This window comes from Streptomyces sp. 3330 (assembly GCF_031456635.1).
Classification (GTDB): Bacteria; Actinomycetota; Actinomycetes; order Streptomycetales; family Streptomycetaceae; genus Streptomyces.
This window is the reverse complement of sequence record NZ_JAVDVA010000007.1, coordinates 293,429-314,860: the sequence shown is the minus strand read 5'-3', so window position 1 is coordinate 314,860 and position 21,432 is coordinate 293,429. Positions and strand designations below refer to the sequence as shown.

21 protein-coding genes and 1 pseudogene are annotated in these 21,432 nt (G+C 74.9%); 13 read left to right on the top strand and 9 right to left on the bottom strand.

What is annotated here, in order from left to right; all coding sequences use genetic code 11:
* The first annotated feature begins 151 nt into the window (after positions 1–151).
* From J2X68_RS15050 to J2X68_RS15035, 4 genes are all read left to right on the top strand, one after another.
* A complete protein-coding gene (locus J2X68_RS15050) occupies positions 152–946 on the top strand; it encodes an RNA polymerase sigma factor SigF (RefSeq protein WP_310433021.1) in 795 nt (264 codons plus the stop codon).
* Between the two features lie 182 nt (positions 947–1,128).
* Positions 1,129–1,875 carry a hypothetical protein gene (locus J2X68_RS15045; RefSeq protein ID WP_310433020.1) on the top strand — a complete coding sequence of 249 codons (747 nt, stop codon included), beginning with the start codon at positions 1,129–1,131 and terminating at the stop codon, positions 1,873–1,875.
* A 292-nt stretch (positions 1,876–2,167) separates the two neighbouring features.
* On the top strand, positions 2,168–3,415 hold the full coding sequence (locus J2X68_RS15040; RefSeq protein WP_310433019.1) for an aminotransferase class I/II-fold pyridoxal phosphate-dependent enzyme: 1,248 nt from the start codon (positions 2,168–2,170) through the stop codon (positions 3,413–3,415).
* Positions 3,412–4,473, top strand: a complete 1,062-nt coding sequence (locus J2X68_RS15035) for an MBL fold metallo-hydrolase (protein ID WP_310433018.1) — start codon at positions 3,412–3,414, stop codon at positions 4,471–4,473. Before J2X68_RS15040 ends, J2X68_RS15035 begins: the two co-directional genes overlap by 4 nt.
* An 89-nt stretch (positions 4,474–4,562) precedes the next feature.
* On the opposite strand, the gene J2X68_RS15030 is transcribed toward J2X68_RS15035, so the two are convergent.
* Together J2X68_RS15030 and J2X68_RS15025 are read right to left on the bottom strand one after the other, a co-directional pair.
* On the bottom strand, positions 4,563–5,192 hold the full coding sequence (locus J2X68_RS15030; RefSeq protein ID WP_310433017.1) for a DedA family protein: 630 nt from the start codon (positions 5,190–5,192) through the stop codon (positions 4,563–4,565).
* Complete coding sequence (locus J2X68_RS15025) at positions 5,189–5,962, bottom strand: MBL fold metallo-hydrolase (RefSeq protein ID WP_310433016.1); 774 nt, start codon at positions 5,960–5,962, stop codon at positions 5,189–5,191. The genes J2X68_RS15030 and J2X68_RS15025 overlap by 4 nt, the downstream gene beginning before the upstream one ends.
* A gap of 84 nt (positions 5,963–6,046) precedes the next feature.
* On the opposite strand from J2X68_RS15025, the gene J2X68_RS15020 reads away from it, so the two are divergent.
* The 5 genes from J2X68_RS15020 to J2X68_RS15000 all read left to right on the top strand — a co-directional run bounded on the left by J2X68_RS15020 (position 6,047) and on the right by J2X68_RS15000 (position 12,117).
* Positions 6,047–6,457, top strand: a complete 411-nt coding sequence (locus tag J2X68_RS15020; RefSeq protein ID WP_310433015.1) for a hypothetical protein — start codon at positions 6,047–6,049, stop codon at positions 6,455–6,457.
* A 24-nt stretch (positions 6,458–6,481) separates the two neighbouring features.
* Positions 6,482–8,653 carry a phage holin family protein gene (locus J2X68_RS15015; RefSeq protein WP_399039992.1) on the top strand — a complete coding sequence of 724 codons (2,172 nt, stop codon included), beginning with the start codon at positions 6,482–6,484 and terminating at the stop codon, positions 8,651–8,653.
* 105 nt (positions 8,654–8,758) lie between these two features.
* On the top strand, positions 8,759–9,820 hold the full coding sequence (locus J2X68_RS15010; RefSeq protein ID WP_310433013.1) for a MoxR family ATPase: 1,062 nt from the start codon (positions 8,759–8,761) through the stop codon (positions 9,818–9,820).
* The gene (locus J2X68_RS15005) at positions 9,817–11,613 is read left to right on the top strand and encodes a DUF2201 family putative metallopeptidase (protein ID WP_310433012.1); all 1,797 of its coding nucleotides are present in this window, start codon (positions 9,817–9,819) and stop codon (positions 11,611–11,613) included. The genes J2X68_RS15010 and J2X68_RS15005 overlap by 4 nt, the downstream gene beginning before the upstream one ends.
* A gap of 78 nt (positions 11,614–11,691) precedes the next feature.
* The gene (locus J2X68_RS15000) at positions 11,692–12,117 is read left to right on the top strand and encodes an OsmC family peroxiredoxin (RefSeq protein WP_310433011.1); all 426 of its coding nucleotides are present in this window, start codon (positions 11,692–11,694) and stop codon (positions 12,115–12,117) included.
* 88 nt (positions 12,118–12,205) lie between these two features.
* Here the strand turns inward: J2X68_RS15000 and J2X68_RS14995 are convergent, their stop codons facing one another.
* The 5 genes from J2X68_RS14995 to J2X68_RS14975 form a co-directional block, all read right to left on the bottom strand.
* Positions 12,206–12,613 (bottom strand): hypothetical protein, encoded by a 408-nt coding sequence (locus J2X68_RS14995; RefSeq protein WP_310433010.1) that lies wholly within the window; start codon positions 12,611–12,613, stop codon positions 12,206–12,208.
* On the bottom strand, positions 12,610–14,379 hold the full coding sequence (locus J2X68_RS14990; protein WP_310433009.1) for a right-handed parallel beta-helix repeat-containing protein: 1,770 nt from the start codon (positions 14,377–14,379) through the stop codon (positions 12,610–12,612). The genes J2X68_RS14995 and J2X68_RS14990 overlap by 4 nt, the downstream gene beginning before the upstream one ends.
* A 143-nt stretch (positions 14,380–14,522) precedes the next feature.
* The gene (locus tag J2X68_RS14985; RefSeq protein ID WP_310433008.1) at positions 14,523–15,344 is read right to left on the bottom strand and encodes an SAM-dependent methyltransferase; all 822 of its coding nucleotides are present in this window, start codon (positions 15,342–15,344) and stop codon (positions 14,523–14,525) included.
* 133 nt (positions 15,345–15,477) lie between these two features.
* Positions 15,478–16,341 (bottom strand): helix-turn-helix transcriptional regulator, encoded by an 864-nt coding sequence (locus J2X68_RS14980; protein ID WP_310433007.1) that lies wholly within the window; start codon positions 16,339–16,341, stop codon positions 15,478–15,480.
* A 109-nt stretch (positions 16,342–16,450) separates the two neighbouring features.
* Complete coding sequence (locus tag J2X68_RS14975) at positions 16,451–17,278, bottom strand: helix-turn-helix transcriptional regulator (RefSeq protein WP_310433006.1); 828 nt, start codon at positions 17,276–17,278, stop codon at positions 16,451–16,453.
* A 334-nt stretch (positions 17,279–17,612) separates the two neighbouring features.
* On the opposite strand from J2X68_RS14975, the pseudogene J2X68_RS40295 reads away from it, so the two are divergent.
* From J2X68_RS40295 to J2X68_RS14965, 3 genes and pseudogenes are all read left to right on the top strand, one after another.
* Positions 17,613–17,867 (top strand): annotated as a pseudogene (locus J2X68_RS40295) (ADP-ribosylglycohydrolase family protein); the annotation flags it as partial.
* 206 nt (positions 17,868–18,073) lie between these two features.
* On the top strand, positions 18,074–18,379 hold the full coding sequence (locus J2X68_RS14970) for a 4a-hydroxytetrahydrobiopterin dehydratase (RefSeq protein ID WP_310433005.1): 306 nt from the start codon (positions 18,074–18,076) through the stop codon (positions 18,377–18,379).
* 180 nt (positions 18,380–18,559) lie between these two features.
* Positions 18,560–19,324 (top strand): class I SAM-dependent methyltransferase, encoded by a 765-nt coding sequence (locus J2X68_RS14965; protein ID WP_310433004.1) that lies wholly within the window; start codon positions 18,560–18,562, stop codon positions 19,322–19,324.
* On the opposite strand, the gene J2X68_RS14960 is transcribed toward J2X68_RS14965, so the two are convergent.
* Both J2X68_RS14960 and J2X68_RS14955 read right to left on the bottom strand, forming a co-directional pair.
* Positions 19,278–19,796 (bottom strand): hypothetical protein, encoded by a 519-nt coding sequence (locus J2X68_RS14960; protein WP_310433003.1) that lies wholly within the window; start codon positions 19,794–19,796, stop codon positions 19,278–19,280. The two genes, J2X68_RS14965 and J2X68_RS14960, sit on opposite strands and share 47 nt — an antisense overlap.
* A complete protein-coding gene (locus J2X68_RS14955) occupies positions 19,793–20,254 on the bottom strand; it encodes a hypothetical protein (RefSeq protein ID WP_310433002.1) in 462 nt (153 codons plus the stop codon). Before J2X68_RS14955 ends, J2X68_RS14960 begins: the two co-directional genes overlap by 4 nt.
* 181 nt (positions 20,255–20,435) lie before the next feature.
* Here J2X68_RS14955 and J2X68_RS14950 point away from each other — a divergent pair, with 181 nt between their 5' ends.
* Positions 20,436–21,404, top strand: a complete 969-nt coding sequence (locus J2X68_RS14950) for a YafY family protein (protein ID WP_310433001.1) — start codon at positions 20,436–20,438, stop codon at positions 21,402–21,404.
* The last annotated feature ends 28 nt before the right edge of the window (positions 21,405–21,432 follow it).

Here is a 21,432-nt window from a genome sequence, read left to right as displayed (position 1 = left end):
GTCGGGGGCAGGCGCGTCTCAGTGCTTCGGACCGGAGGCACGTCCGTGGAAGGCAGCGCATTCGCGCCCCCCGGCGGCCCGGTCGGGCTGCTGTCGCGCTTCCCCGGTGACCGGCCAACCCAAAGCACGTCCGAGGGAGTTGCCACACCCCATGCCGAACAGAGCGAACACGAAGCGCCATCCGCACGACGACGCCCCCGACACCGCCGACGCCTTCCGAAGGCTCGCCGCCCTGCCCCCGGGCCCCATGCGGGACACGCTCCGCGCTCAGATCGTCGAGGCATGGCTGCCCATGGCCGACCGGCTCGCCGGCCGCTTCCGCAGCCGCGGGGAGTCCTTCGACGACCTGCGTCAGGTCGCCGCCCTCGGCCTGGTCAAGGCCGTCGACCGCTACGACCCGGAACTCGGGAACGCTTTCGAGAGCTACGCCGTCCCCACCGTCACCGGTGAGATCAAGCGGCACTTCCGCGACCACATGTGGACCCTGCACGTGCCACGCCGCGTCCAGGAACTGCGCAACCGGGTGCGCTTCGCCGACCAGGATCTGGCCCAGACCGTCTCCGGCCGGCGTCCCACCGTCGCGGAGATCGCCGAGCGCGCGCAGCTCAGCGAGGAGGACGTGCGCCTCGGGATGGGGGCGCTGGAGAGCTTCACGGCCCTGTCGCTGGACGCGGAACTGTCCGGCGGCGAGGACGGCTACTCGCTGAGCGACATGCTGGGGGCGGCGGACCCGGCGCTGGGCACGGTCGTCGACCGGGAGTCCGTCAGGGCCCGGCTCGCCGCGCTGCCCGAGCGGGAGCGGGCGATCTTGTACATGCGGTTCTTCGAGGACATGACGCAGAGCCGGATCGCCGAGCGCCTCGGCATCTCGCAGATGCATGTCTCCCGGTTGATCAACCGGTGCTGCAACCGGTTGCGGGAACAGGTCATGAACGACGCGGCGTAGCAGGAGCCTGCGGCTGCGGCTGCGGCTGCGGGGACGTGGTCGTGGGCGGCCGTCGGTCACCCGGTTGGTGGTCCGTGTCCCGCCAATGGCGTCCGGCCGCGCGCGGCCGGCGGGTCCTCGGGCTCTGATGGCTGTGGGGCGGCAACGCCCCGCCCGCAGTCGTCGGCCGAAGGAACCGTGCCATGCGTCGCACCGCTCACCTGCTCGCCACCCTCGCCGTGGCCGGCGCCGTCCTGGTCGCCGCCGGTCCGGCGGCGACCGCGGACCCGGCGGCGGAGGTCAGCCCGGGCAGCGTCGCCCCGGGCGGCAGCGTCACCGTGTCCGTGTCCTGCGGTCCCCTCGGCGCCACCGCGCCCGAGAGCCTCGAGGCCACCTCGCAGGCCTTCGCCGAGGGCACCGTCGCACTGAGCAAGGTCCCCGGCGCCGACGGCGCCCAGTCCGGGGCCGCGTACCGGGGCACCGCCCGCATCGCGCCCGCCGCCGATCTCGAGGTGAGTCCGGAGGCGGTCGGACCCGACGCCGCCTGGACCGTCGACGGCACCTGCCCCGCGGCGCCCGGCGGACAGGGCAAGCCGTGGAGCGCCCCGCTCGACGTCGCGCGCAGCGCACCACAGCCGTGCGGGTCGGCGTCCGCCGCCTCCTGTGCCACCGGCCGGCCCTGTCCGCCGGCACAGGACACCTCCACGACGCACACCGACCCCTGCCGCACCGTCGAGCCGTGCGCCGCGCCGGAGCCCCGGCCGCGCGCCACCGCGTCCCACGAGACCGGCTGCGCCCCCGCCGCCCTCGGCCACGGCGTGCAGGCCGGTGAGGGCGGCGCCTTCACCGACTCCGTTCCCGCGCTCGCCGCCGGCGGCCTGCTGATCGCCGGCGCGTTCGGCGCCGCCGTGCACCGGCTGCGCCGCCGGGATCCCGGGGACGGCGTCTGACCTGCCCGAGAGCAGGGAGGGCCGGGCTGTGGCCGGCGCGACGCACGGGGGCGGTCATGGGGTCGGCTCCCACGGGGTACTCGGGCCCCCGGGGCACGAGCGGCCCCGTGCGAGCGTCCGGCCCCGCAGGACCGCCGGGCCCCGCGCGGACCGTGACGCCCCACCCGGACCGTGACGCGGCCCGGCGGCCGGGTACGCCGCCGCGCCGCGGGCGCTCGTCCGGGCGCCGCGCCGGAGGCGGACGGGACTCGGGACCAGGCAGGGCACAGGGACGGACTGCGCGGAGGGCGACATGCGACGGACGGCGGTGGAGGACCACGGGCCCGTCCGCTACGGCCCGCCGCTGCCCCTGGACGGCCTGCCGGTGCTGCCGGAACTCGTCGCGGCGCTCACCCGGGCCGCCGGCCGCGCCGACGCCGAGCCGGTCGGCGGCGGCCCCGCCCTGCTCGACGCGGCCCACGGCTACTGGGAGCGCCGCGGCACCCCCGCCGAACCGGGGCGCGTCGTGGCCGGGCCCGGCGCCCCCGCCCTGCTGCTCGCGCTGACCGCGGCCCTGGGCGGCGACGTCCTGGTGCCCCGGCCCTGCGCCGCCTGGTGGGCGCCGTACGCGCGCCTGCTGGGGAGGCCCGTCTTCCATGTGGCGACGCCCGCCGAGTGCGGCGGCGTCCCCGACCCGTACGCCCTGCTGGAGACGGTCCGCCGGGTGCGCGCCGAGGGCGGTGACCCGCGGCTGCTGGTGCTGTCCGTCGCCGACGACCCCACCGCTACCGTGGCGCCGCCGGAGGTGCTGCACGAGGCGGTGGAGGCCGCCGCGGGCGAGGGCCTGCACCTGGTCAGCGACGAGACCTGGCGCGACACCCTGCACACCCCGCAGGACACCGTGCTGGTCAGCCCCTCCGAGATGCTGCCCGAGCGGGTCACCGTCGTCAGCGACCTCGCCGGTGCGCTGCTGCCCACCGGCTGGCCGGCGGCCGTCGCCCGGTTCCCCGGCTCCGCCACCGGCGACGACCTGCACGCGCGGGTGCTCGACGTCCTCACCGCGCTCGGCGCGCGCGTGGCCGCACCGGTCGCCGCCGCGGCCGGGTACGCGCTGGCCGAGCCCGAGCCCGTCATCGCGCGCGTGGAGGCCGCCGTACGCCTGCACGCGCGCGTGGCGGACGCCGTGCACGCCACCGTGGTCGCCGCGGGCGCTCTCGCCCTGCCGCCCCGGGCCGGCCGTCACCTGTACGTCGATCTCGGCCCGCTGCGCACCGCGCTCGCCGCGCACGGCATCGGCGACGCGCAGGACCTGGAGGACTTCCTCTCCGCCCGGCTCGGGATGCCCGCGCCGGGCGGACACCGCTTCGGGGACGAACTCGGGGCCCTGCGCGTCCGGCTGTCCACCGGCATGCTGCTGGACGGCACGGACGCGCAGCGCGCGGAATGCCTCACGTCACCCGCGCCGTTGGAACTGCCACACGTGCAACGCGCGTTGATGCTCTTGAGGTCGGTCTTCGACGGCCTCCGTGACGACGCTCAGCGATGGGAGCCTCCTCGATGACGCAGCAGTCAGAGTCGACCACCGGCACCACGGTGAGCACCGAGGACGCCGACGCCCCGGCCCCCCTGCCCCCGCTCACGCCCACCGCGCCGCCGCTCGCGGAACCCCGGCCTCCGGGAGAGCGGCGGGTGTGGCCGCGGACCTTCCACGACCGGCTGACCTCGCCGCTGCCCGATCTCAGGGCCATCGCCCGGTTCGCCCGCGAGGGTTCCGTCCGGCCCGGCAAGGACGGCCTCGCCGACGTCCCCCGGCTGCCCTTCGCACCCGCCCCGCTGCCCCGGGTGGACGCCCGCACGGTCGCCGTCTCCTGGGCGGGGCACGCCAGTTGGGTGGTGAGCGTCGGCGGCCTCACCGTCCTGACCGACCCGGTCTGGTCCCGTCGCATCCTCGGCACCCCGGCCCGGATCACCCCCGTCGGTGTGCCCTGGGAGGCGCTCCCGCGCGTCGACGCCGTCGTCATCAGCCACAACCACTACGACCATCTCGACGCCCCCACGCTGCGCCGCCTCCCGCGCGACACGCCCGTCTTCGTGCCGGCCGGGCTCGGACGCTGGTTCCTGCGCCGCAGGTTCACCCGGGTCACCGAGCTCGACTGGTGGGAGGCGGCCGAACTCGACGGCGTCCGCTTCGACTTCGTGCCGTCCCATCACTGGTCCAAGCGGTCCCTCACCGACACCTGCCACTCCCTCTGGGGCGGCTGGGTGCTCACCGCGCCCGACGGGCGGCGCGTCTACTTCGCCGGGGACACCGGCTACGGACACTGGTTCTCCCGCATCGGTCAGCGCTACCCCGGCATCGACCTCGCCCTGCTGCCCATCGGCGCCTACGACCCCCGCTGGTGGCTCAGTGACGTCCACTGCGACCCGGAGGAGGCGGTCCGCGCCACCCTCGACCTCGGGGCGCGGCGGATGGCCCCGATGCACTGGGGCACGTTCGTGCTGTCCGCCGAGCCCGTCCTGGAACCCCTCACGCGTGTGCGTGCCGCCTGGGACACGGCGGGGCTGGCCCGGGACGACCTGTGGGACCTGCCGGTGGGAGGCGCCCGCGTGCTGGAGTGACGCGGCCGCGTCGCCCCGCGGCCGGCACATCGGTCCGGCGCACCGCGCCGCGGGAACCGGCCGGCCGCCGGACGGTCGGGGCTGCGGGGCTACGCGGTCCTGGCCCCCCGCACCCGGCGCCACAGGCTCGGGGCCGCGCCGACGACCACGGTCAGCGCGATCGCGGCGACCACGCCCTCCCAGGGCTCGGGGAACAGCGAGCCGCCCAGTATCCCGATCAGCTGGTAGGTCGCCGCCCAGGCCAGACACGCCGGGAGATTGCCCCGCGCGAAGCGGCGCAGCGGCCACTTCGCCATCAGACAGGCCAGCATCACCGGTATCCGGCCCGCCGGGACCAGCCGGGACAGCACCAGTACGGCCGTGCTGTGCCGGGCGAGCTTGTCCTGCGCCTGCTCCAGCCGTTCCTCGGGCGCCCGCGAGCGGATCGCCTCCAGCCAGCGGGAGCCGTTCTTCGACCGCATCCCGCGCCGCCCCAGCCAGTACAGCGTCGCGTCCCCGCAGAACGCCGCCAGCGACGCCGTCAGGAACACCATGGCCAGCGCGTACGGCACGGTCTGATGGACGGCGACCGCCGCCGCCGTGCTCACCAGGGCCCCCGTCGGCACCACCGGCACCAGCGCCCCGATCAGCACCAGCAGGAACAACGACGGATAGCCGAGGGCCTGCTGCGTGGCCTCCGTCGGCACGACCGTCACGGTCGTGGCGAGCCACCACTTCACCGGAAGACCTCCGGGCGCACGCTCTCCCCGTGCCCCAGCCGGTGCACCGTCACCCCCGGCGCGCGCTCCGCCGCGAGCCGTACGAACTCCTCGCCGGGAGCATGGAATTCATGGGGGCGCACGGCGTCCATGCCGATCGGCCAGTACGTGCCGTAGTGCACCGGCACCGCGAGGCGCGGCGCCAGCCGGACCAGCGCCTCGGCCGCGCGCCCCGCGTCCAGGTGCCCCTCGCCGAGATGCGGCCCCCAGCCGCCCACCGGCAGCAGCGCCACGTCGACCGGCCCGACGTGCTCGGCCATGTCGTCGAACAGGCCGGTGTCCCCGGCGAAGTACGTCCGGGCCCGGCCCTCGACGACGTACCCCAGCGCGGGGGAGTGGTGCCGTCCGACCGGCAGCCGCCGTCCGTCGTGGCGCGCGGGCACGGCCCGTATCCGCACGTCGCCCACGGTCGTCTCGTCCCCCGGCGCCATCTCGGTCAGCCGCAGGTGGCGCAGACGGCGCAGCCCGGGGACGGCGCGCGGCGCGCCCCGGGGCACCAGCAGGCGCGTGCCCGGCGCGAGGCGCGCGAGCGAGGGCACATGCAGATGGTCGGCGTGCAGGTGGGAGACGAGCGCCACGTCCGCGCGCCAGGCGCCGGGCGGGGGCACCGCGCCCCGGCGGCGGCGCAGATGCGCGAGGCGGCGCGCGAACAGGGGATCGGTGAGCACGCGTACGTCCGAATCCTCGACCGTACAGGTGGCGTGCCCCCACCACGTGATCTCCACCGCCACCTCTTTGCCTCCTTCGCGCGACTCCCCGAAGCCTACGGGCAGGAGTAGGGTCGGCGGCGAAACCCGGAGGTGAGGGGGGACGCCATGGGACCGGTGCGGGTCATGCGGGTCACGGCGATCGCGAGTCTGACGCCGCTCGAGGAACTGGACGCCGATCCCTTCCTGGTGGACTCCCGCAGCCAGCACGCGATGTGCGCGCGCTGGGCCGCCGAGCGCGGCTACGTCGTCAGCCGGGAACTGCTGGTCCGCGGGCTGCGCGCCGACCACTGCGTGCTGTGGGACGGCATCCGGGCCGGCGCCGACCTGTTCGTCGCGCCCAGCCGGCGGGTGCTGGAGAGCGCGCTGTCGTCCGTCGAGGAGTTCGCCGCGGAGTGCGCGCGGCGCGGTGTGCGGGTGGAGACGGTCGGCAGCGCCGAGCCCGCCTACGACGCGCAGATGAAGGCCCGGGTGCACCGGAGACTGTCGATGCCCACCGCCGGCTACGACGGGCGGTAGCCGCCGGGTGCCTCTCACCCCGGTATGACAGGGTGGAGGGCGGCCCCGGGTGTCGGGGCCGGAACGCGAGGTGTACGGGGCGTGCGTGGGGTGCGGTGGCGGCGGGCCGTCAGTCAGGCCGGGCGGAGCGTCGCGGTGTGGGGCGTCTCCACGCTCACGATGCTGGTGCTCGCCGGGATCCTGCCCGACTTCCGGCTCCAGTCCCCCGACGGCGACAGCGCCACCACCATCGCGATGACCGCCGCCGTCGGCGCCGGGGTGTTCGGTGTGCTGTCGGCCCTGGCGTGGCCCCTGCTGGTGCGCCTGCTGCTGCTCGTGCCGGCGCTGGTGCTCGGCCTGCTGGTGTTCTTCCTCAACGGCTCGCTGCTGCTGCTCGCGCTGCGCCTGAACCCCTCCGGGCAGAGCGAGGCCGCCCCGGAGACCGCCGTGATCGTCGCCGCCGTGATGTCCGCGGTCGCCTCCGCGACGGGCGGCGCCCTGGCCGTGCGCGACGACGAGGCCTACCGGCGCCGCCTGTACCGGCTCGCCGACCGGCGCCGCAGGGACGGGGCCGCCTGCCCCGTCACGCACGGCACCGTCTTCCTCCAGTTCGACGGCGTCGGCCACGACGTGCTGGCCGCGGCGGTGCGCAAGGGACTGATGCCGACCGTCGCCCGATGGCTGGGCGCCCCGCAGCAGGACGGTGCGCGGGACCGCGCGGGAGGCGGCGCCCCCCGCCCCAGCCACCGGCTCACCGCGTGGCACACCGACTGGTCGAGCCAGACCGGCGCCAGCCAACTCGGCATCCTGCACGGCAGCAACCACGACGTGCCCGCCTTCCGCTGGTACGAGAAGGACACCGGGGAGGTGATGGTCTGCAACCGTCCCACCAGCGCCGCCGAACTCCAGCGCCGCGCGGTCGAGCGCACCGGCGACGGCGGACTGCTGTCCGCCGACGGCGCGAGCCGCGGCAACCTCTTCGGCGGCGGCGCGGACGAGCAGGCCCTCGTGCTGTCCATCGCCGCCCGCCGGCGCAACCGGGAGACACGGTCCCGGTCCGGCTACTTCGCCTACTTCTCCGACCCGGCCAACGCCGTGCGCACCGCGCTGTCGTTCGTCGCCGAGGTCGGCCGTGAGACGGGTCAGTCGGTCCGCGCCCGGCTGCGCAGGGAGCGCCCCCGCGTCGGACGCGGCGGCCTCTACCCGCTCGTCCGCGCCTTCGCGACCGTCGTCGAACGCGACGTCGTGGTGGCGGCCGTGATGGGCGACATGCTCGCCGGCCGCACCGCCGTCTACGCCGACCTGGTGGCGTACGACGAGGTCGCGCACCACTCCGGGCCGCTCGGCCGGGACACCGAGCAGGTCCTCGGCCGCCTCGACCGCGCGCTCGCGCTCATCGAGAACGTCGCCGAGCACGCCCCCCGGCCCTACCGGATCGTCGTCCTGTCCGACCACGGCCAGAGCCCCGGCGAGACGTTCCGCGCCCGCTACGGGCTCACCCTCGGCGACCTGGTGCGGGCCGGTTGCGGACTGGCCGTGTCCCGCAAGGCCGAGCGCACCCACAGCGGCGCCGAGGCCCGGGCGGCCGTCCGCGCGGCGCTGCGCCGGCCCGTCGAGGAGGACGGCGAACGCCATCACCCGGCCGGCCGCCGCTCGGAACCCATCGTGCTGGCCTCGGGCAACCTGGGCCTGATCTCCTTCCCGGACGTGCCGCACCGGATGACCAAGGAGGAGATCGACGCCCGCCACCCCGCCCTGCTGACCACCCTCGCCAACCACCCCGGCATCGGCTTCCTCCTCGTCCGCAGCGAGGAGCACGGCGGGGTCGTCCTCGGCGCGCACGGCGCGGAGATACCGCTGGACGAACTCGACCGCACGCCCGGCCCGCTGGCCGCGTTCGGGCCCGGGGCCGCCGACGCCGTGCGCCGCACCCACTCCTTCCCGCACACCGCCGACATCATGGTCAACTCCTTCCACGACCCGGCCGACGGCGAGGTCCTCGCCTTCGAGGAGCAGATCGGCTCCCACGGCGGCCTCGGCGGCGCCCAGGCCAGACCCTTCCTGATGTCCCCGCTCGCGCTGTCCGCCCCCGTCGAGGACGACGGTGAGCCGCTGACCGGCGCGGAGCAGGTGCACCGCGTGCTGCGCCGCTGGCTGCGCGAGTCCGACGGGCCCCAAGTGCCGCTCGAGACGGCGCCGGAGGAGCGCGCCGCCTGAAATTCGGCTGCGCCGCGGGAGCCGTACGCACACACTGGCCGTACCGATCCGGCCCGGATCCCGCGCACGCGCGCGCCCTTCCCGCATGCTCCCGAGGAGCCTTCTTTGCAGGCTGCCGTCTCCGTCACGCCCTCCCGCGTCCCCGAACTGCTCCTCGGTCTCGCCACCGTGCGGCCGGTGTTCCTCTGGGGCGCCCCCGGCATCGGAAAGTCCTCCCTGGTGCGGGACTTCGCCGAGTCCCTGGGGCTGGAGTGCGTCAGCCTGCTCGGCACCCAGCTCGCGCCCGAGGACCTGATCGGCGTCCCCCAGATCCGGGACGGGCGTTCGGTGTTCTGCCCGCCGCAGGCCATCGCCCGTGACGAGCCGTACTGTCTGTTCCTGGACGAGCTGAACGCGGCCACGCCCGACGTCCAGAAGGCGTTCTACTCCCTCATCCTCGACCGGCGGATCGGCGACTACGAGCTGCCCGAGGGCTCGATCGTCATCGGCGCCGGGAACCGGGCCACGGACAACGCGCTCGCCCGGCCCGTCGCGTCCGCGCTCGTCAACCGCCTCACGCACGTCCATCTCGAGGCGTCCGCGAAGGACTGGCTGAAGTGGGCCGCGGGCAACGACATCCACCCCTGGGTGCTGGACCACCTCACCGACCGGCCGGACCACCTGTGGTCCAAGCCGCCGAAGACCGAGGAACCGTTTTCCACCCCCCGCTCCTGGCACATGCTCTCCGACGCGCTGCACTCCTTCGGGCGCGATCTCGACGAGGACACCCTCGCGGTCCTGGCCCACGGCACGCTGACGCCCGCGCACGCCACCGCCTTCCGCGGCTACGTCAAGATCGTGCGCAGCCGGTACGGCATCGAGGCCGTCCTCAAGGGCGACGCTCCCTGGCCGCGCGGGGTCGAGGACCGCGACCTGCTCTACTACCTCGCCGACTCGTTCCGCGGCCGGCTCGTGAAGGAACTCCCCGCCGTCCGGGAGCACATGTCGCCGAAGGGCCGGCAGACCGCGTACCGCGCCAAGTCGCTGCTCGTGCAGCTCGCCGAGATCTCGGTCGAGGTCGCCCGGACGGTCATCGCCTCCGACGCCGACGGCAACCCCGTACTGCCCGCCTGGTTCCTGGTCGAGGCGGCCCGGGACATGCCCCGCCTGGTGGAGGCCCGCCGGTGAGACGGGAGGACCGCGAGAAGAAGAAGCGGGACCTCGCGGCGGAGGCCTTCGAGGCCGGCAGGGCCGCGCTGCGCGGCAACCCGGCGCTGGCCGCCGTCGACTTCGACGTCTGCCGACGCGAGGAGTGCACGACGGCTCCCCGCGACGGACTCGTGCGCGCCGACTCCAACGGCACCCTGCACGCCCACCCCACCAGGCTCGCCGACCCCGCCGCCTGGGCCTGGTCCCTCGCGCACGCCGCCCTCCACCTCGGCTTCGGACACCTCCCGGCGTCCCCGCACGAGCGGGACCAGCCCGACCGGTACGACCTCGCCGCGCGCTGCACGGTCGTCAACCGTTTCCTGCTGACCTTTCCGGTGGGCAGCGCGCCCGACGGACTGCCGCTGTCGTACCCGGGCGGCGACGAGGAGCAGCTGGCAGCCCGCTGGCGGCGCACCGGCCTGCCGGCCGCCTACGAGCACTGCGGCACCGCGGGGGCGGCCGCCGACCAGGTGCTCGTGCGGTGGACCTGGTCCGGGCGCCGGATGCCGGACTGGCCGCTGGCCTTCGCCACCGCCCTGACCCGGACCGTGTCCGCCGCGATGGACATGGCGGGCGGCCGCCGCACGTCGCTGCACGGCGAGGTGACCCCGTCGCGTCCCTGGGAACGGGCGCTGAGCTGGTTCGTCTCGTCCTACCCGCTGCTCGGCGGCCTCGCGGCCGGCATCGAGCTCGTCGCCGACGCCGAACTCGCCCGCGCGCACGGCATCTCGATCGCCGCCGTGAACGCCGAGGCGGGCGAGATCTACATCAACCCGCTGCGCCGCTACGAGGACGAGGAGTGGCGGTTCGTCCTCGCCCACGAGATGCTGCACGCCGCCCTGCGCCACGGCGACCGCTGCGGCACCCGTGACCCCTATCTGTTCAACGTCGCCTGCGACTACGTCGTCAACGGCTGGCTGCGCGAGATGCAGGTCGGCACCATGCCCGAAGGGCTGCTCCACGACCCGGAGCTGGCGGGACTGTCCGCCGAGGAGGTCTACGACCGCATCACGGTGGACCTGCGCCGGATGCGACGCCTGGCCACCCTGCGCGGCAAGGGCGTCGGCGACATCCTCGGCGCCCCGCTCGGCCCGCCCTGCGACCACGTCGACCTCGACGGCTTCTACCGCCGCGGCCTCGCCCAGGGCCTCGACCTGCACCAGCGGCAGGAACGCGGCTTCCTGCCCGGCGGGCTGGTGGAGGAGATCCGGGCGCTCAGCCACCCGCCGCTGCCCTGGGACGCCCGACTGGCGCGCTGGTTCGACGAGTTCGTGCCGCGCCCCGAGCCGGTGCGGACCTACGCCCGCCCCGCGCGCCGGCAGGCGTCCACGCCCGACATCCCGCGCGCCGGCCGCTGGTTCCCGCCCGAGGAGGTCGCCCGCTGCACCTTCGGCGTCGTCCTGGACACCTCCGGCTCCATGGACCGCACCCTGCTCGGCAAGGCGCTCGGCGCCATCGCCTCCTACGCCGCGGCCCGTGACGTCCCGGCGGCCCGGGTCGTGTTCTGCGACGCGGCCCCGCACGACGCGGGCTATCTGCCGGTCACCGAGATCGCCGGCCGGGTCCGGGTGCACGGCCGCGGCGGCACGGTCCTCCAGCCCGGCATCGACCTGCTGGAGCGCGCCGACGACTTTCCGCCGGGCGCGCCGGTGCTCGTCATCACCGACGGCTGGTGCGACGTGCTGCGGGTACGGCGCGAGCACGCGTACCTGATCCCGCAGGGCGGCCGGCTGCCGTTCACCGCGCGGGGGCCGGTGTTCCGGGTGCGCTGACGCGGAGTGTGATCGGATGGGGCACGGAAACCCGTGCAACGGGAACCCCCTGCGAAACCTCATGCGAAAGGAAGAACCGTGGCTACCACGCGCTCCGCACACACGGTCTGGGAAGGCAACCTGCTCGAGGGCAACGGGGTCGTGACCTTCGACTCCTCCGGCATCGGTCAGCAGCCGGTGTCGTGGCCTTCGCGCGCCGAGCAGGCGAACGGCAGGACCAGCCCGGAGGAGCTGATCGCCGCCGCCCACTCCAGCTGCTTCTCCATGGCGCTGTCGCACGGCCTGGCCGGCGCCGGCACCCCGCCCACCAAGCTCGTCACCTCCGCCGACGTCACCTTCCAGCCGGGCGAGGGCATCACCGGCATCCACCTGACGGTGGAGGGCACCGTCCCCGGCCTCGACGAGGACGCGTTCGCCGCAGCCGCCGAGGACGCCAAGAAGAACTGCCCGGTCAGCCAGGCGCTCACCGGTACGACCATCACCCTGTCGGCCAAGCTCGCCTGAGTCCGCCGCCTGTCGGTCCGGGCGCGGGAGCCGTACCAGGCCCCGCGCCCGTCACGCGCCCGGCCCGCGCCGGGCGGGCCGCCTCGGCTCAGACGAGTCCGGTCAGTCCCCTGATCGCGGACTGCGCCCACTCCTGCGCCCCGACCGCCGTCCCGGCGGCGAGGCCGGTCGCGACGGGCGCCAGGGCTCCCTTGAGCATCGTGACCGAGCGGCGGAGCCTGCCCGGTTCGGGCGACTCCGGGCCGCTGATCTCGGCGAGGACGTCCTGGGCGGCGCTCTCGGCGTCCTCGCGCTCCCGGTCGCCGAGCCCGGCCGCGGGCAGCTGCCGGAGCAGCTCGGTCACCAGCGTCGCGAGCGCCTCGTGTCCCGGGGCGACCGTGCTGTTGAGCTGCTGGTTCTGGGTGGCCGTCTCGTTGTTCCAGGCGAACTGGGAGTTCGACACACCCCCGTTGAACACCGGACCGTCGTAGTGGTGCACCTGCTGCGGGTCGTTCATCGGCCCACTCCGTCCTGATCGCTCTGGTTGTTCCGGTCGCTCCGGTCGTCGTGCTCGTTCCGGCCGTTCCCGTCGTTCCGGGCGGCCTGCTGCTGGATGACGTGGGTGTTGTTCCACGCCAACTGGGCGCTGTGCACCGCCTCGACGAAGACCGGGCCGTGGTAGTGGTTGACGATCGTCGGCGGCGCGGGCGGTTCCGTGATCTCCCTGACCGGCAGCGACGTGCGGAGTCCGACCAGTCCGACGCGGCCGTTGTGCTGCACCGCCACCCCCGTCGCCCCGGTCACGGAGCAGTCCGCGAGCCGGCCGCCGCAGGCGTCGTCGCAGCGCACCCCCGTGGCCGCACAGTCCTCGAAACGGCTGTCGGCGACGTCCAGGTACGCGGAGCCCGTGCCGCACAGGCCGTACGACTCCGCGCCCGTGACCGTGAGATCGCGCGCGACGAACCGAGACGTGCCGAAGGCCAGGGCCCCTCCGGTGCTCACGGCCGAGACCTCGCTGCCGTGCACGTGCAGCTGTGCCTCCTCGGCGGCGCCGAACCCCAGCAGCCCGCGCTCCGCGGACACGCCTCTCAGGGTCACCCGGGACTGACCGACGGCGGCCACGGCGGCCATGTCGAAGTCGACGATCCGCGCGTCGGTGAGCTCGGCCGTCGTACCGCCGTTGCCCCGCGTCTCCAGGCCGAACGGACAGCGCTCCACGCGGACCTGCGCGAACACGGCCTTGCTCTCGTCCCAGACCCGCAGCGCGACCCCGGTCAGGTCGCGCACGTCGACGCGGATGAAGTGACCTCTGGCCTTGTCGGTGACGGCGATGCCGACATTGCCCCCGGCGACGCGGCAGCCGGTCACCCGCGGGGCGCCGCCCCGGGTCGACAGCACCGCGACGTTCCCCGCGCCGGTGATCTCGCACTCCTCGAACGTGCCGCGGCCCGTGTCCTGGACGTGGATGCCGGTGTCACGGCAGTCGGCGAACACACAGGCGCGCACCACCGGGTCGGCGCCGCTCGCCACCAGGATCCCGTTCTCGGCGTCGGTGACGCGGGTGCCGTGCACGGAACCCCGGGACTGCTCGATGAAGGCGACGCCCGCCATGTGCGTGGCGGCGACCACGCACCCCTCGACGGTCAGTTCCGCCCGGGTGTCCGCCATGACGGCCGCCTGCCCGGCCCCGGTGACCTCGCAGCCGACCAGGTGGGCCCGGGCGTCACTGACGCGCACGCCGTGGATCGCGCTGCCGTCGAAGCGGCTGTCCCGGATCAGCACTTGGGCGTTCTCGATGACCGCGACCGCGTTGTCGGCGGCGTCGGTGAACCGGCACCGCTCGACCAGCCCGGCCGCCCCCGCGAAGAGGGTCCGGCCGTAGCGGAACTCGCTGTCCGTCAGCGTCAGGGACGTGCCCGGCCGGGCGTGCGCGCAGACCCCGTCGTGCGCCCGGACCGTCACCCGGTCCAGGGTGAGGGATCCCGCGTGGCAGTCGACCACGCCGGCGCCGGTCTCCCGGCCGACCAGCACCAGGCCGCGGACCACGGCCGTCCCCGAGACGTCGAGGACCGTGCCCCGGGGGACGCTCACCACCACGGAGCCCGCGTCACCGAGCGCCGCCAGCTCGATCTCGCCCCGGACGGAGAGCCGTTCCTCGTAGTGGCCGGGAGCGATCTCCACCCGGGCGGCCCGGCCCCGCGCGGTCGCGGCGCGCAGCGCGGACCCGATGTCGGGGTGGGTGCCACGGCCCCCGTGCGGCGCGACCACGTACCTCTTGACCATGCCGGCTTCCCCCGCAGCGCCCGCCCGTGACGCCTCGTCGACTCCCGGTCACCGATGCTACCGGAGGGGGCTGCGGCGCCGGTGGTGCGGACCGTGGCCTTCACCCGGCCTCCGAACGGGCCCGGGGCACGCTGGGAACCGGTTCACGGCTTGCGGGCGACCCCCGCGTACACCGGCACGATGCCCTCCGCCTGGACCGCCACGTCCTCCGGCTCCGGACGCCAGCCGGAGACCGGGATCACGCCCGGCCCGAGCAGCTCCAGCCCCTCGAAGAAGCGGGTGAACCCGGCCAGGGAACGCGGGTAGAAAGGGGTTCCGCTGCGCCGGAAGTTCTCCGCGGCCTGCTCGATGGCCGCGGGGTTCAGGTCGGGGGTCACCTGGGAGAGGATCAGCCAGCTGCCCGGCGCGAGCGCGGCGACGTACCTCTTCAGCAGGCCGTGCACGTCGTCACCCGCCGGATCGTCGCTGAGGTAGTGGGTGAGCGCCACCAGCGACAGCGCCACCGGCCGTGTGAGGTCCAGGGTGTCGGCGGCCCGGTGCAGCAGGGTGTCGACGTCGCGGACGTCGGCGTGCGCGTACCGGGTGGAGCCCTCCGCCGAACCGTGCAGCAGTGCCTCCGCGTGCCGCAGCACGATCGGGTCGTTGTCCGCGTACACGACCTTGGACTCCGGGGCCACGCCCTGCGCCACCTGGTGCAGGTTGGGCTGGGTGGGGATGCCGGTGCCGATGTCGAGGAACTGGCGTATCCCGGCCTCGGCGGCCGTGCGGACGGCCCGCTGCATGAACCGGCGGTTGGCCCGCGCCCCGCGCAGCACCGTGCCGTCCACGGCGAGGATCCTGCGGGCCAGCTCCTCGTCCACGGGGTAGTTGTCCTTGCCGCCCAGCCACCAGTCGTAGACGCGGGCCGGGTGCGGCCGGCTGGTGTCGATGCGGACGGGTGTCTGCTCGGCCTCGGGTCCGGTCATACGGGTGACGCCTCCAGGAGAGTCGGTGGTGAAGGGGCGGGGGAGGGGCGGGGCAGGAACAAGGGGCGGGAGGAGCCGGAGTCGGGAGGGGCCGGGGTCGGAGCGGGCCGGGAGACCGGGTGGCGGGACGTGCTCAGAGGTTCTCGCGGGCGTCCCGCAGGATCTTCTTGGTGTGCTGCGCGGACGCCGCGTGCGTCGTCATGTGGTCGAGGACCTCCAGGTGCGCGGAGACCTCCTTGCGGTCGTCGAGGTACAGAGCGCCGGTCAGGTACTCCGTGACGACCATGTCGGGCAGTTCGGGCTCGGCGAAGCGGAACAGGGAGAACGGCGCGGAGGTCCCCGGATGCGGGCCGGCCGCGAACTCGGAGACCTGCAGGGTGACCCGGTCCCGCTCGGCGAACTCCATCAGCCTGTCCAGCTGTTCGGACATCACGGCGGCGTCCACGCTCACCGGACGGCGCAGCACCGTCTCGTCCATCACCACCCACAGATGGGGCGGGTCGCCGCCGTCCAGCAGCCGCTGACGCGCGAGGCGCAGCGACACATGCCGCTCGATCGACTCGGGCGTCGTCTGGCCGACGGTCCCGGCCTCCAGGACGGCGCGCGCGTATGCCTCCGTCTGGAGCAGTCCGGGCACGAAGTGCGGCTCGTAGGAGCGGATCAGCCGGGCCGCGCCCTCCAGGCTCACGTACAGGCTGAACCACTCCGGCAGCACGTCGTGGTAGCGCTGCCACCAGCCGGGCCGGTTCGCCTCCTCGGTGAGCGAGACGAACGCCTCGGCCTCCTCGTCGCCGACGCCGTACGCCTCCAGCAGCACCTGTACGTAGGGGACCTTCAGCGCGACGTCGGCCGTCTCCATGCGCCGCACGGTCGCCGGGGCCACGCGCAGGGCGCGGGCCGCCTCCTCGCGGCCGAGGCCGGCCGCCTCACGCAACTCCTGGAGCCGCCTGCCCAGCACCACCTGGCCCACCGTGGGTGCGGGCCGTCGCTCACTCACCCCACGTCTCCCCTACGCGTCGAGACACGCGGGCCAGTGTGTCACGTTCCGGCGTCACTCTCACGGGAACGGAGTCGAACATTCATCTGGACGCCCGACCGGGTCGGCGTCAGCCGATGAGCGAGTGCAGGTACTTGACCGTCGCGGGGTCCGCCGGGAGGAAGGTCTCGACGGCCAGCTCCGCGACCGTCACGTCCATCGGCGTGTTGAAGGTGGAGACCGACGAGATGAAGGAGAGCACCCGCCCCCCGTGCTCGATCCGCATCGGCAGCGCGAAGTGCTGTACGGGTTCCTCCGTCTCGTCCGCCGGCCCCTCCGCCGGCGCGGCCACCGGGTACGCGGCGACCTCCTCGTACAGCTCCCGCAGCGGCGCCGAGCGGTGCAGGGCGATCTGCCGCTCCATCTGCGCGAGCAGGTGGCCGCGCCACTCGCGCAGGTTGCGGATGCGTGGGGCGAGACCCCGCGGGTGCAGGGTGAGGCGCATCGCGTTGAGCGGCGGCGCGAGCAGCGACTCCGGAACGCCCTCCAGCAGCATCGTGATCCCGCGGTTGGCCGCCACCACGTCGTACCGCGCGTCCATCACCAGCGCCGGGTACGGCTCGTAGCCCCGGAGCAGCCGCTCCAGGCCCGCGCGCAGCGCGTCCAGCGCCGGGTCGTCCAGCGGGGTCTGCGAGTAGTGCGGGGCGTAACCGGCCGCCAGGAGCAGCGCGTTGCGCTCACGCACCGGCACGTCGAGGTGCTCGGCGAGCCGCAGCACCATCTCCTCGCTGGGCCGGGCCCGGCCCGTCTCGACGAAGCTGATGTGCCGGGCCGAGGAGTCGGCGCGCAGGGCCAGCTCCAGCTGGCTCAGCCGCCGCCGCTCGCGCCAGCCCCGCAGCAGCGGGCCGACGCCCTGACCGGCGGTGGCGGCGTTCGTACCGGGCGGGACAATGGTCATACGCACGACCGTAGTTGAGGAAGGCGCGGATGAACGACCGGAGGACGTCTTCCTGGCGCCGACGGCGGTGTGCCGCGCCGCCCGGGTGCGGGACTGTCTTCCGAGCGGGGCGCTCGGCGACGCCCTCGGACACGCGGTCGAGTGGTCCTCCCTCGACCGGATCCGCGCGGCCCACGGACCGAGGCGTCTGACCCGCCCGCCCCGATGGCGAAGGAGCTGGTCGGCCGGGTCAGCGACGACACCCGGACGACCCTGTTCACCGTAGAGGGCCCCCGCACGGCGGGCGGCCAGGAGGGCCCGGCCCCAGCGCGTCGTCCGGGCGCAGACCGCCCGGGTGCGCCAGGCCTGCCGACGCCGGCTCGGGACCCGGCGGCGGACGGAGCCGGCCCACGGGGTCGAGGGCGGTCCCCTCGCCGAGCGCCGGCTGTACGCCCGCCGCGCCGCCGGCGACGCCTGCCTCTCGGGGCTCGCCCGGGACCACGTCCCCGCCCCGCGGGCCGAGCCGAGCGGCGCGCCCGGGCCGGTCAACCCCGGCTCCGAGGGCCGCGGCACGGTGATGCGCTCGGCGCCGTGCGGTCTGGCCCGCTCCCGCGCCGACGTCGCCTCGGGGACGGCCGCCCGCTGCGCCCGGACGACCCACGGCCACCGGGACCGGCCGGGAGCGCCGCGCCGGCGGACGACCCGGCGGCCGAGTGCCTGGTCGGCCGGGCCCGAGGCCGGCCTGCCGGCCAGGGCCGCGGCGGCCTTCCTGTGGCAGGCTGGACAGGTACGCGACATCAGGAAGGGAGCCGTGCCATGGCCGTCGCACCGCTGTCGCAGCAGGAGATCGAGGACCGGCTGTCCGAGCTGCCGGGCTGGTCCCTGGACGGCGACCGCCTCACCCGCTCCTACCGGCTCGACTCCCATGTCGCGGCGGCCTGCCTGGTCGTCCATGTCGCCCGGATCCAGGACGAACTCGATCACCACTCCGAGCTCACCCTCGGCTACCACTCGGTGTCCCTCGCGGTGAACACCCACAGCGCGGGCGGCGCGGTCACCGAACTCGACGTCGAGCTCGCCCGCCGGGTGGAGGCCGTCGCCCCCGCGCACGGCGCGCGCTGACCCGCCCCGCCTTTGCCCGTACCGCCTCCGGCGGCCCCCGCCGTGCCGACCCTCGGCGTCCCGCTGGCCGGGCGGTGCGGACAGGGCGGTGCGGACCGTGTGGGTGGAGCGGGACTGTCCGGGCAGCCGTGGGGGGACTCTACGAGCAGGGTGCGGCGGTCACGGGAACGGGGAGCGCGGGTGCTGGACTACGACGAGGAAGCCGAACGTTACGACGCCTGGCGCGGCGGCGAGCCCAGGGCGGCGGCCGCCGCCGAGGGCGTCCTGGGTCTCGTACCGGCCCCGGCGCGCAGCCTGTTGGACGTGGCCTGCGGCACGGGCATCGTCACCCGGCGCCTCGCGGCCGGGCGCCCCGGCCTGCGGGTGACCGGCCTGGACCGGGCGCCGGCCATGGTCGGCCACGCCGCCGCCCGGCTGCCCGGCGCGGTCGTCCTCGCCGACGGCCGCGAACTCCCCTTCCGGGACGGAGAGTTCGATGTCGTCACCAGCGTGTGGCTGCTGCACCTGGTCGAGGACGCGACGGACGCGCGACGGATCGTCGCGGAGTGCGCCCGGGTGCTGCGGCCCGGCGGGGTGTACATCACCACCGTCGACAAGGGCGCCTCCCACAACGTGGGCAGCGACATCGATGTCGTGCTGTCCTCGCGCCCGCAACGGCCGGCTTCCGACACCGCGGCGCTGGTCGCGTCGTACGCCGTCGAAGCCGGGCTGGTCCCGGCCGGGCGGGCCCGTTTCGCGGGGCGGGGGCAGGGCCGCAGCCCGCGCCGTGCCATCACGGACCTGCGCCGCGGCTGGTTCGTCACCCTGCCGCCCGGTCACCCCCTGGCCGACGAGTTCGCCACCCGCCTCGCCGCCCTGCCCGACCAGGACCGGCCCCGCCCGGACCCCGCGTTCACGCTCAGGGCGTTTCGGAAACCGGTTCCCGGTTCGTTCCCGGACGGGTGAAGTCCATGACCCAGTTGGTCAGCCAGGTCTCCCCGCCGTCCAGCGAGAAGGCCTGCTCCCAGCGGGCGGAGGTGTCGCACACCCCGGACCACACGAACCGGGCCCGCACCTCCTTGCCGTCGTGCGTGTCGTCGCCGTAGAACTCACCGCGGTCGCGACGGCCGCCGGGCCGCCCGTCGGCGTCGCCGAAGCCGCCGATCACCGGGGGGAACAGCCTGCCGCTGCGGCTGGACGACCAGTTCAGCGACCATTGGCCGCTCTCCCGGTCGAAGAGCCTCAGCGTCAGCCCCTTCGCCCCGAGGTGCGGCATGTCGATCTCGTCGATGTTCGCGGCCCCGTCGAACAGCGGCCGGCAGTGCGCCGTGGACGGGAACTCCTCCCACGCGCTGCCGGGGTCGAGGGAATCGGTGCGACGGCGCTGGCGGACCTCCCACGCGCCGTGCAGGAAGTCGAAGTCGTGCGGGCTGCTCATGAGCGGTCTCCTGTCGTTCCCCCGGTCAGGGAATCGGTCACGTAGGCGTCGAGGTCCGGTACTCCGGACGCGGGGCGGGCCAGCATGTGCCGTACCCAGGCGTCCCGTTCGTGGAGGATCGGCGTCAGTTCCCAGACGCAGCCGATCCAGGGCCGGTCGGTCGGCACGAAGTGGCTCGGGTCGGCGTCCGGGCAGCCGAGCACCGGCTGGCCCGCGGCCGCGCCCCGGAAGTGCAGGACGTTGTCCCACACCCAGCTGTAGGTGTTGAGGTAGGCGCCGTCGTCGCCGCCCCGGTGCAGGACGACGAAGGTGGCGGGCGGCGTCCCGTCCGGCGCCGGCAGCAGCTCGGGAAGGATCGCGTACGCCGCCTCCACCACCTCGGGCGCGATGCCCGCCGGGTCGGAGGTGACGTGGTAGCGCTTGATCCACCGTCCCGCCACCTCGATCGGTGGTGGCACCGTGAGCAGTTTCTCCGCGAAGGGGACCGCGGGGGCCGGGGAGGGAGGGGGAGAGGGAGACGGGAGGGGCGGCGGCGAGGGAGGCGGTGCGGGAGGCGGGGAGGCGCTGAGGGGACGGAGATCGCGGGAAGCCGAGGTCATGGGCAGGACGCTAGGCCCGCTTCACTGACATCCTGTGTCAGTGAAGTCCAGCCGACTCGTCTCGATCCTGCTGCTGCTCCAGACCCGCGGCCGGATGACCGCCGCCCAGCTCGCCGGGGAGCTGGAGGTGTCGGTGCGCACCGTCTACCGGGACGTGGAGGCGCTGGGCGCGGCGGGTGTCCCGCTGTACGGCGACGCCGGTCATGCCGGCGGATACCGCTTGCTCGACGGTTACCGCACCCGCCTGACGGGACTGACCGCCGACGAGGTGGAGGCCCTCTTCCTCGCCGGCGTTCCCGGCCCCGCCGCCCAGCTGGGCCTCGGTCCGGTCCTGGCGGCCGCCCAGCTGAAGGTCCGCGCCGCGCTGCCGCCGGAACTGCGGGCGCACGCGGACCGGATCAGCGGCCGCTTCCATCTGGACGCGCCCGGCTGGTACACGGACGCGGGGGCGGACGAGACGCCGTATCTGGCGGCGATCGCCGACGCGGTGTGGAACAACAGGATCCTGCATACCGTCTACCGTCGATGGCGTGCGCCCACCGACGTCGAGCGCCGCCTGGAGCCCTACGGCCTGGTGCTGAAGGCGGGACGCTGGTACGTCGTCGCCGGTCCGGGCCCGCGCACCTTCCGCGTCGACCAGTTCCTCGAACTCACCGTCTCCGAGGAGGTGTTCGCCCGGCCGGCCGGCTTCGACCTGGCCGCCCACTGGACGGCGTACCAGCGGGGCTTCCACGAGCGGCTGTACCAGGACGGCGCGGAGGCCGTGGTGCGGCTGGCCCCGGGGGTGACCCTCGCCCGCGCGGTGCCACTCGACGGACCCGCGGGGGCCGACGGCTGGACCACGGTCCGGGTCCCCATCGAGTCCGTCGAGCACGCCCACTCCGCGTTCCTGCGGCTGGGCGCGGACATCGAGGTGTTCCACCCGCCGCGGCTGCGCGAGCGGATCGCCCGGACGGTGCGAGAACTGGCCGCTCTGTACGGCAACTCGCCCGTCCGCGGCGGCGACTGAGAGACGGAACCCGTCCGTCCCTCCCGGG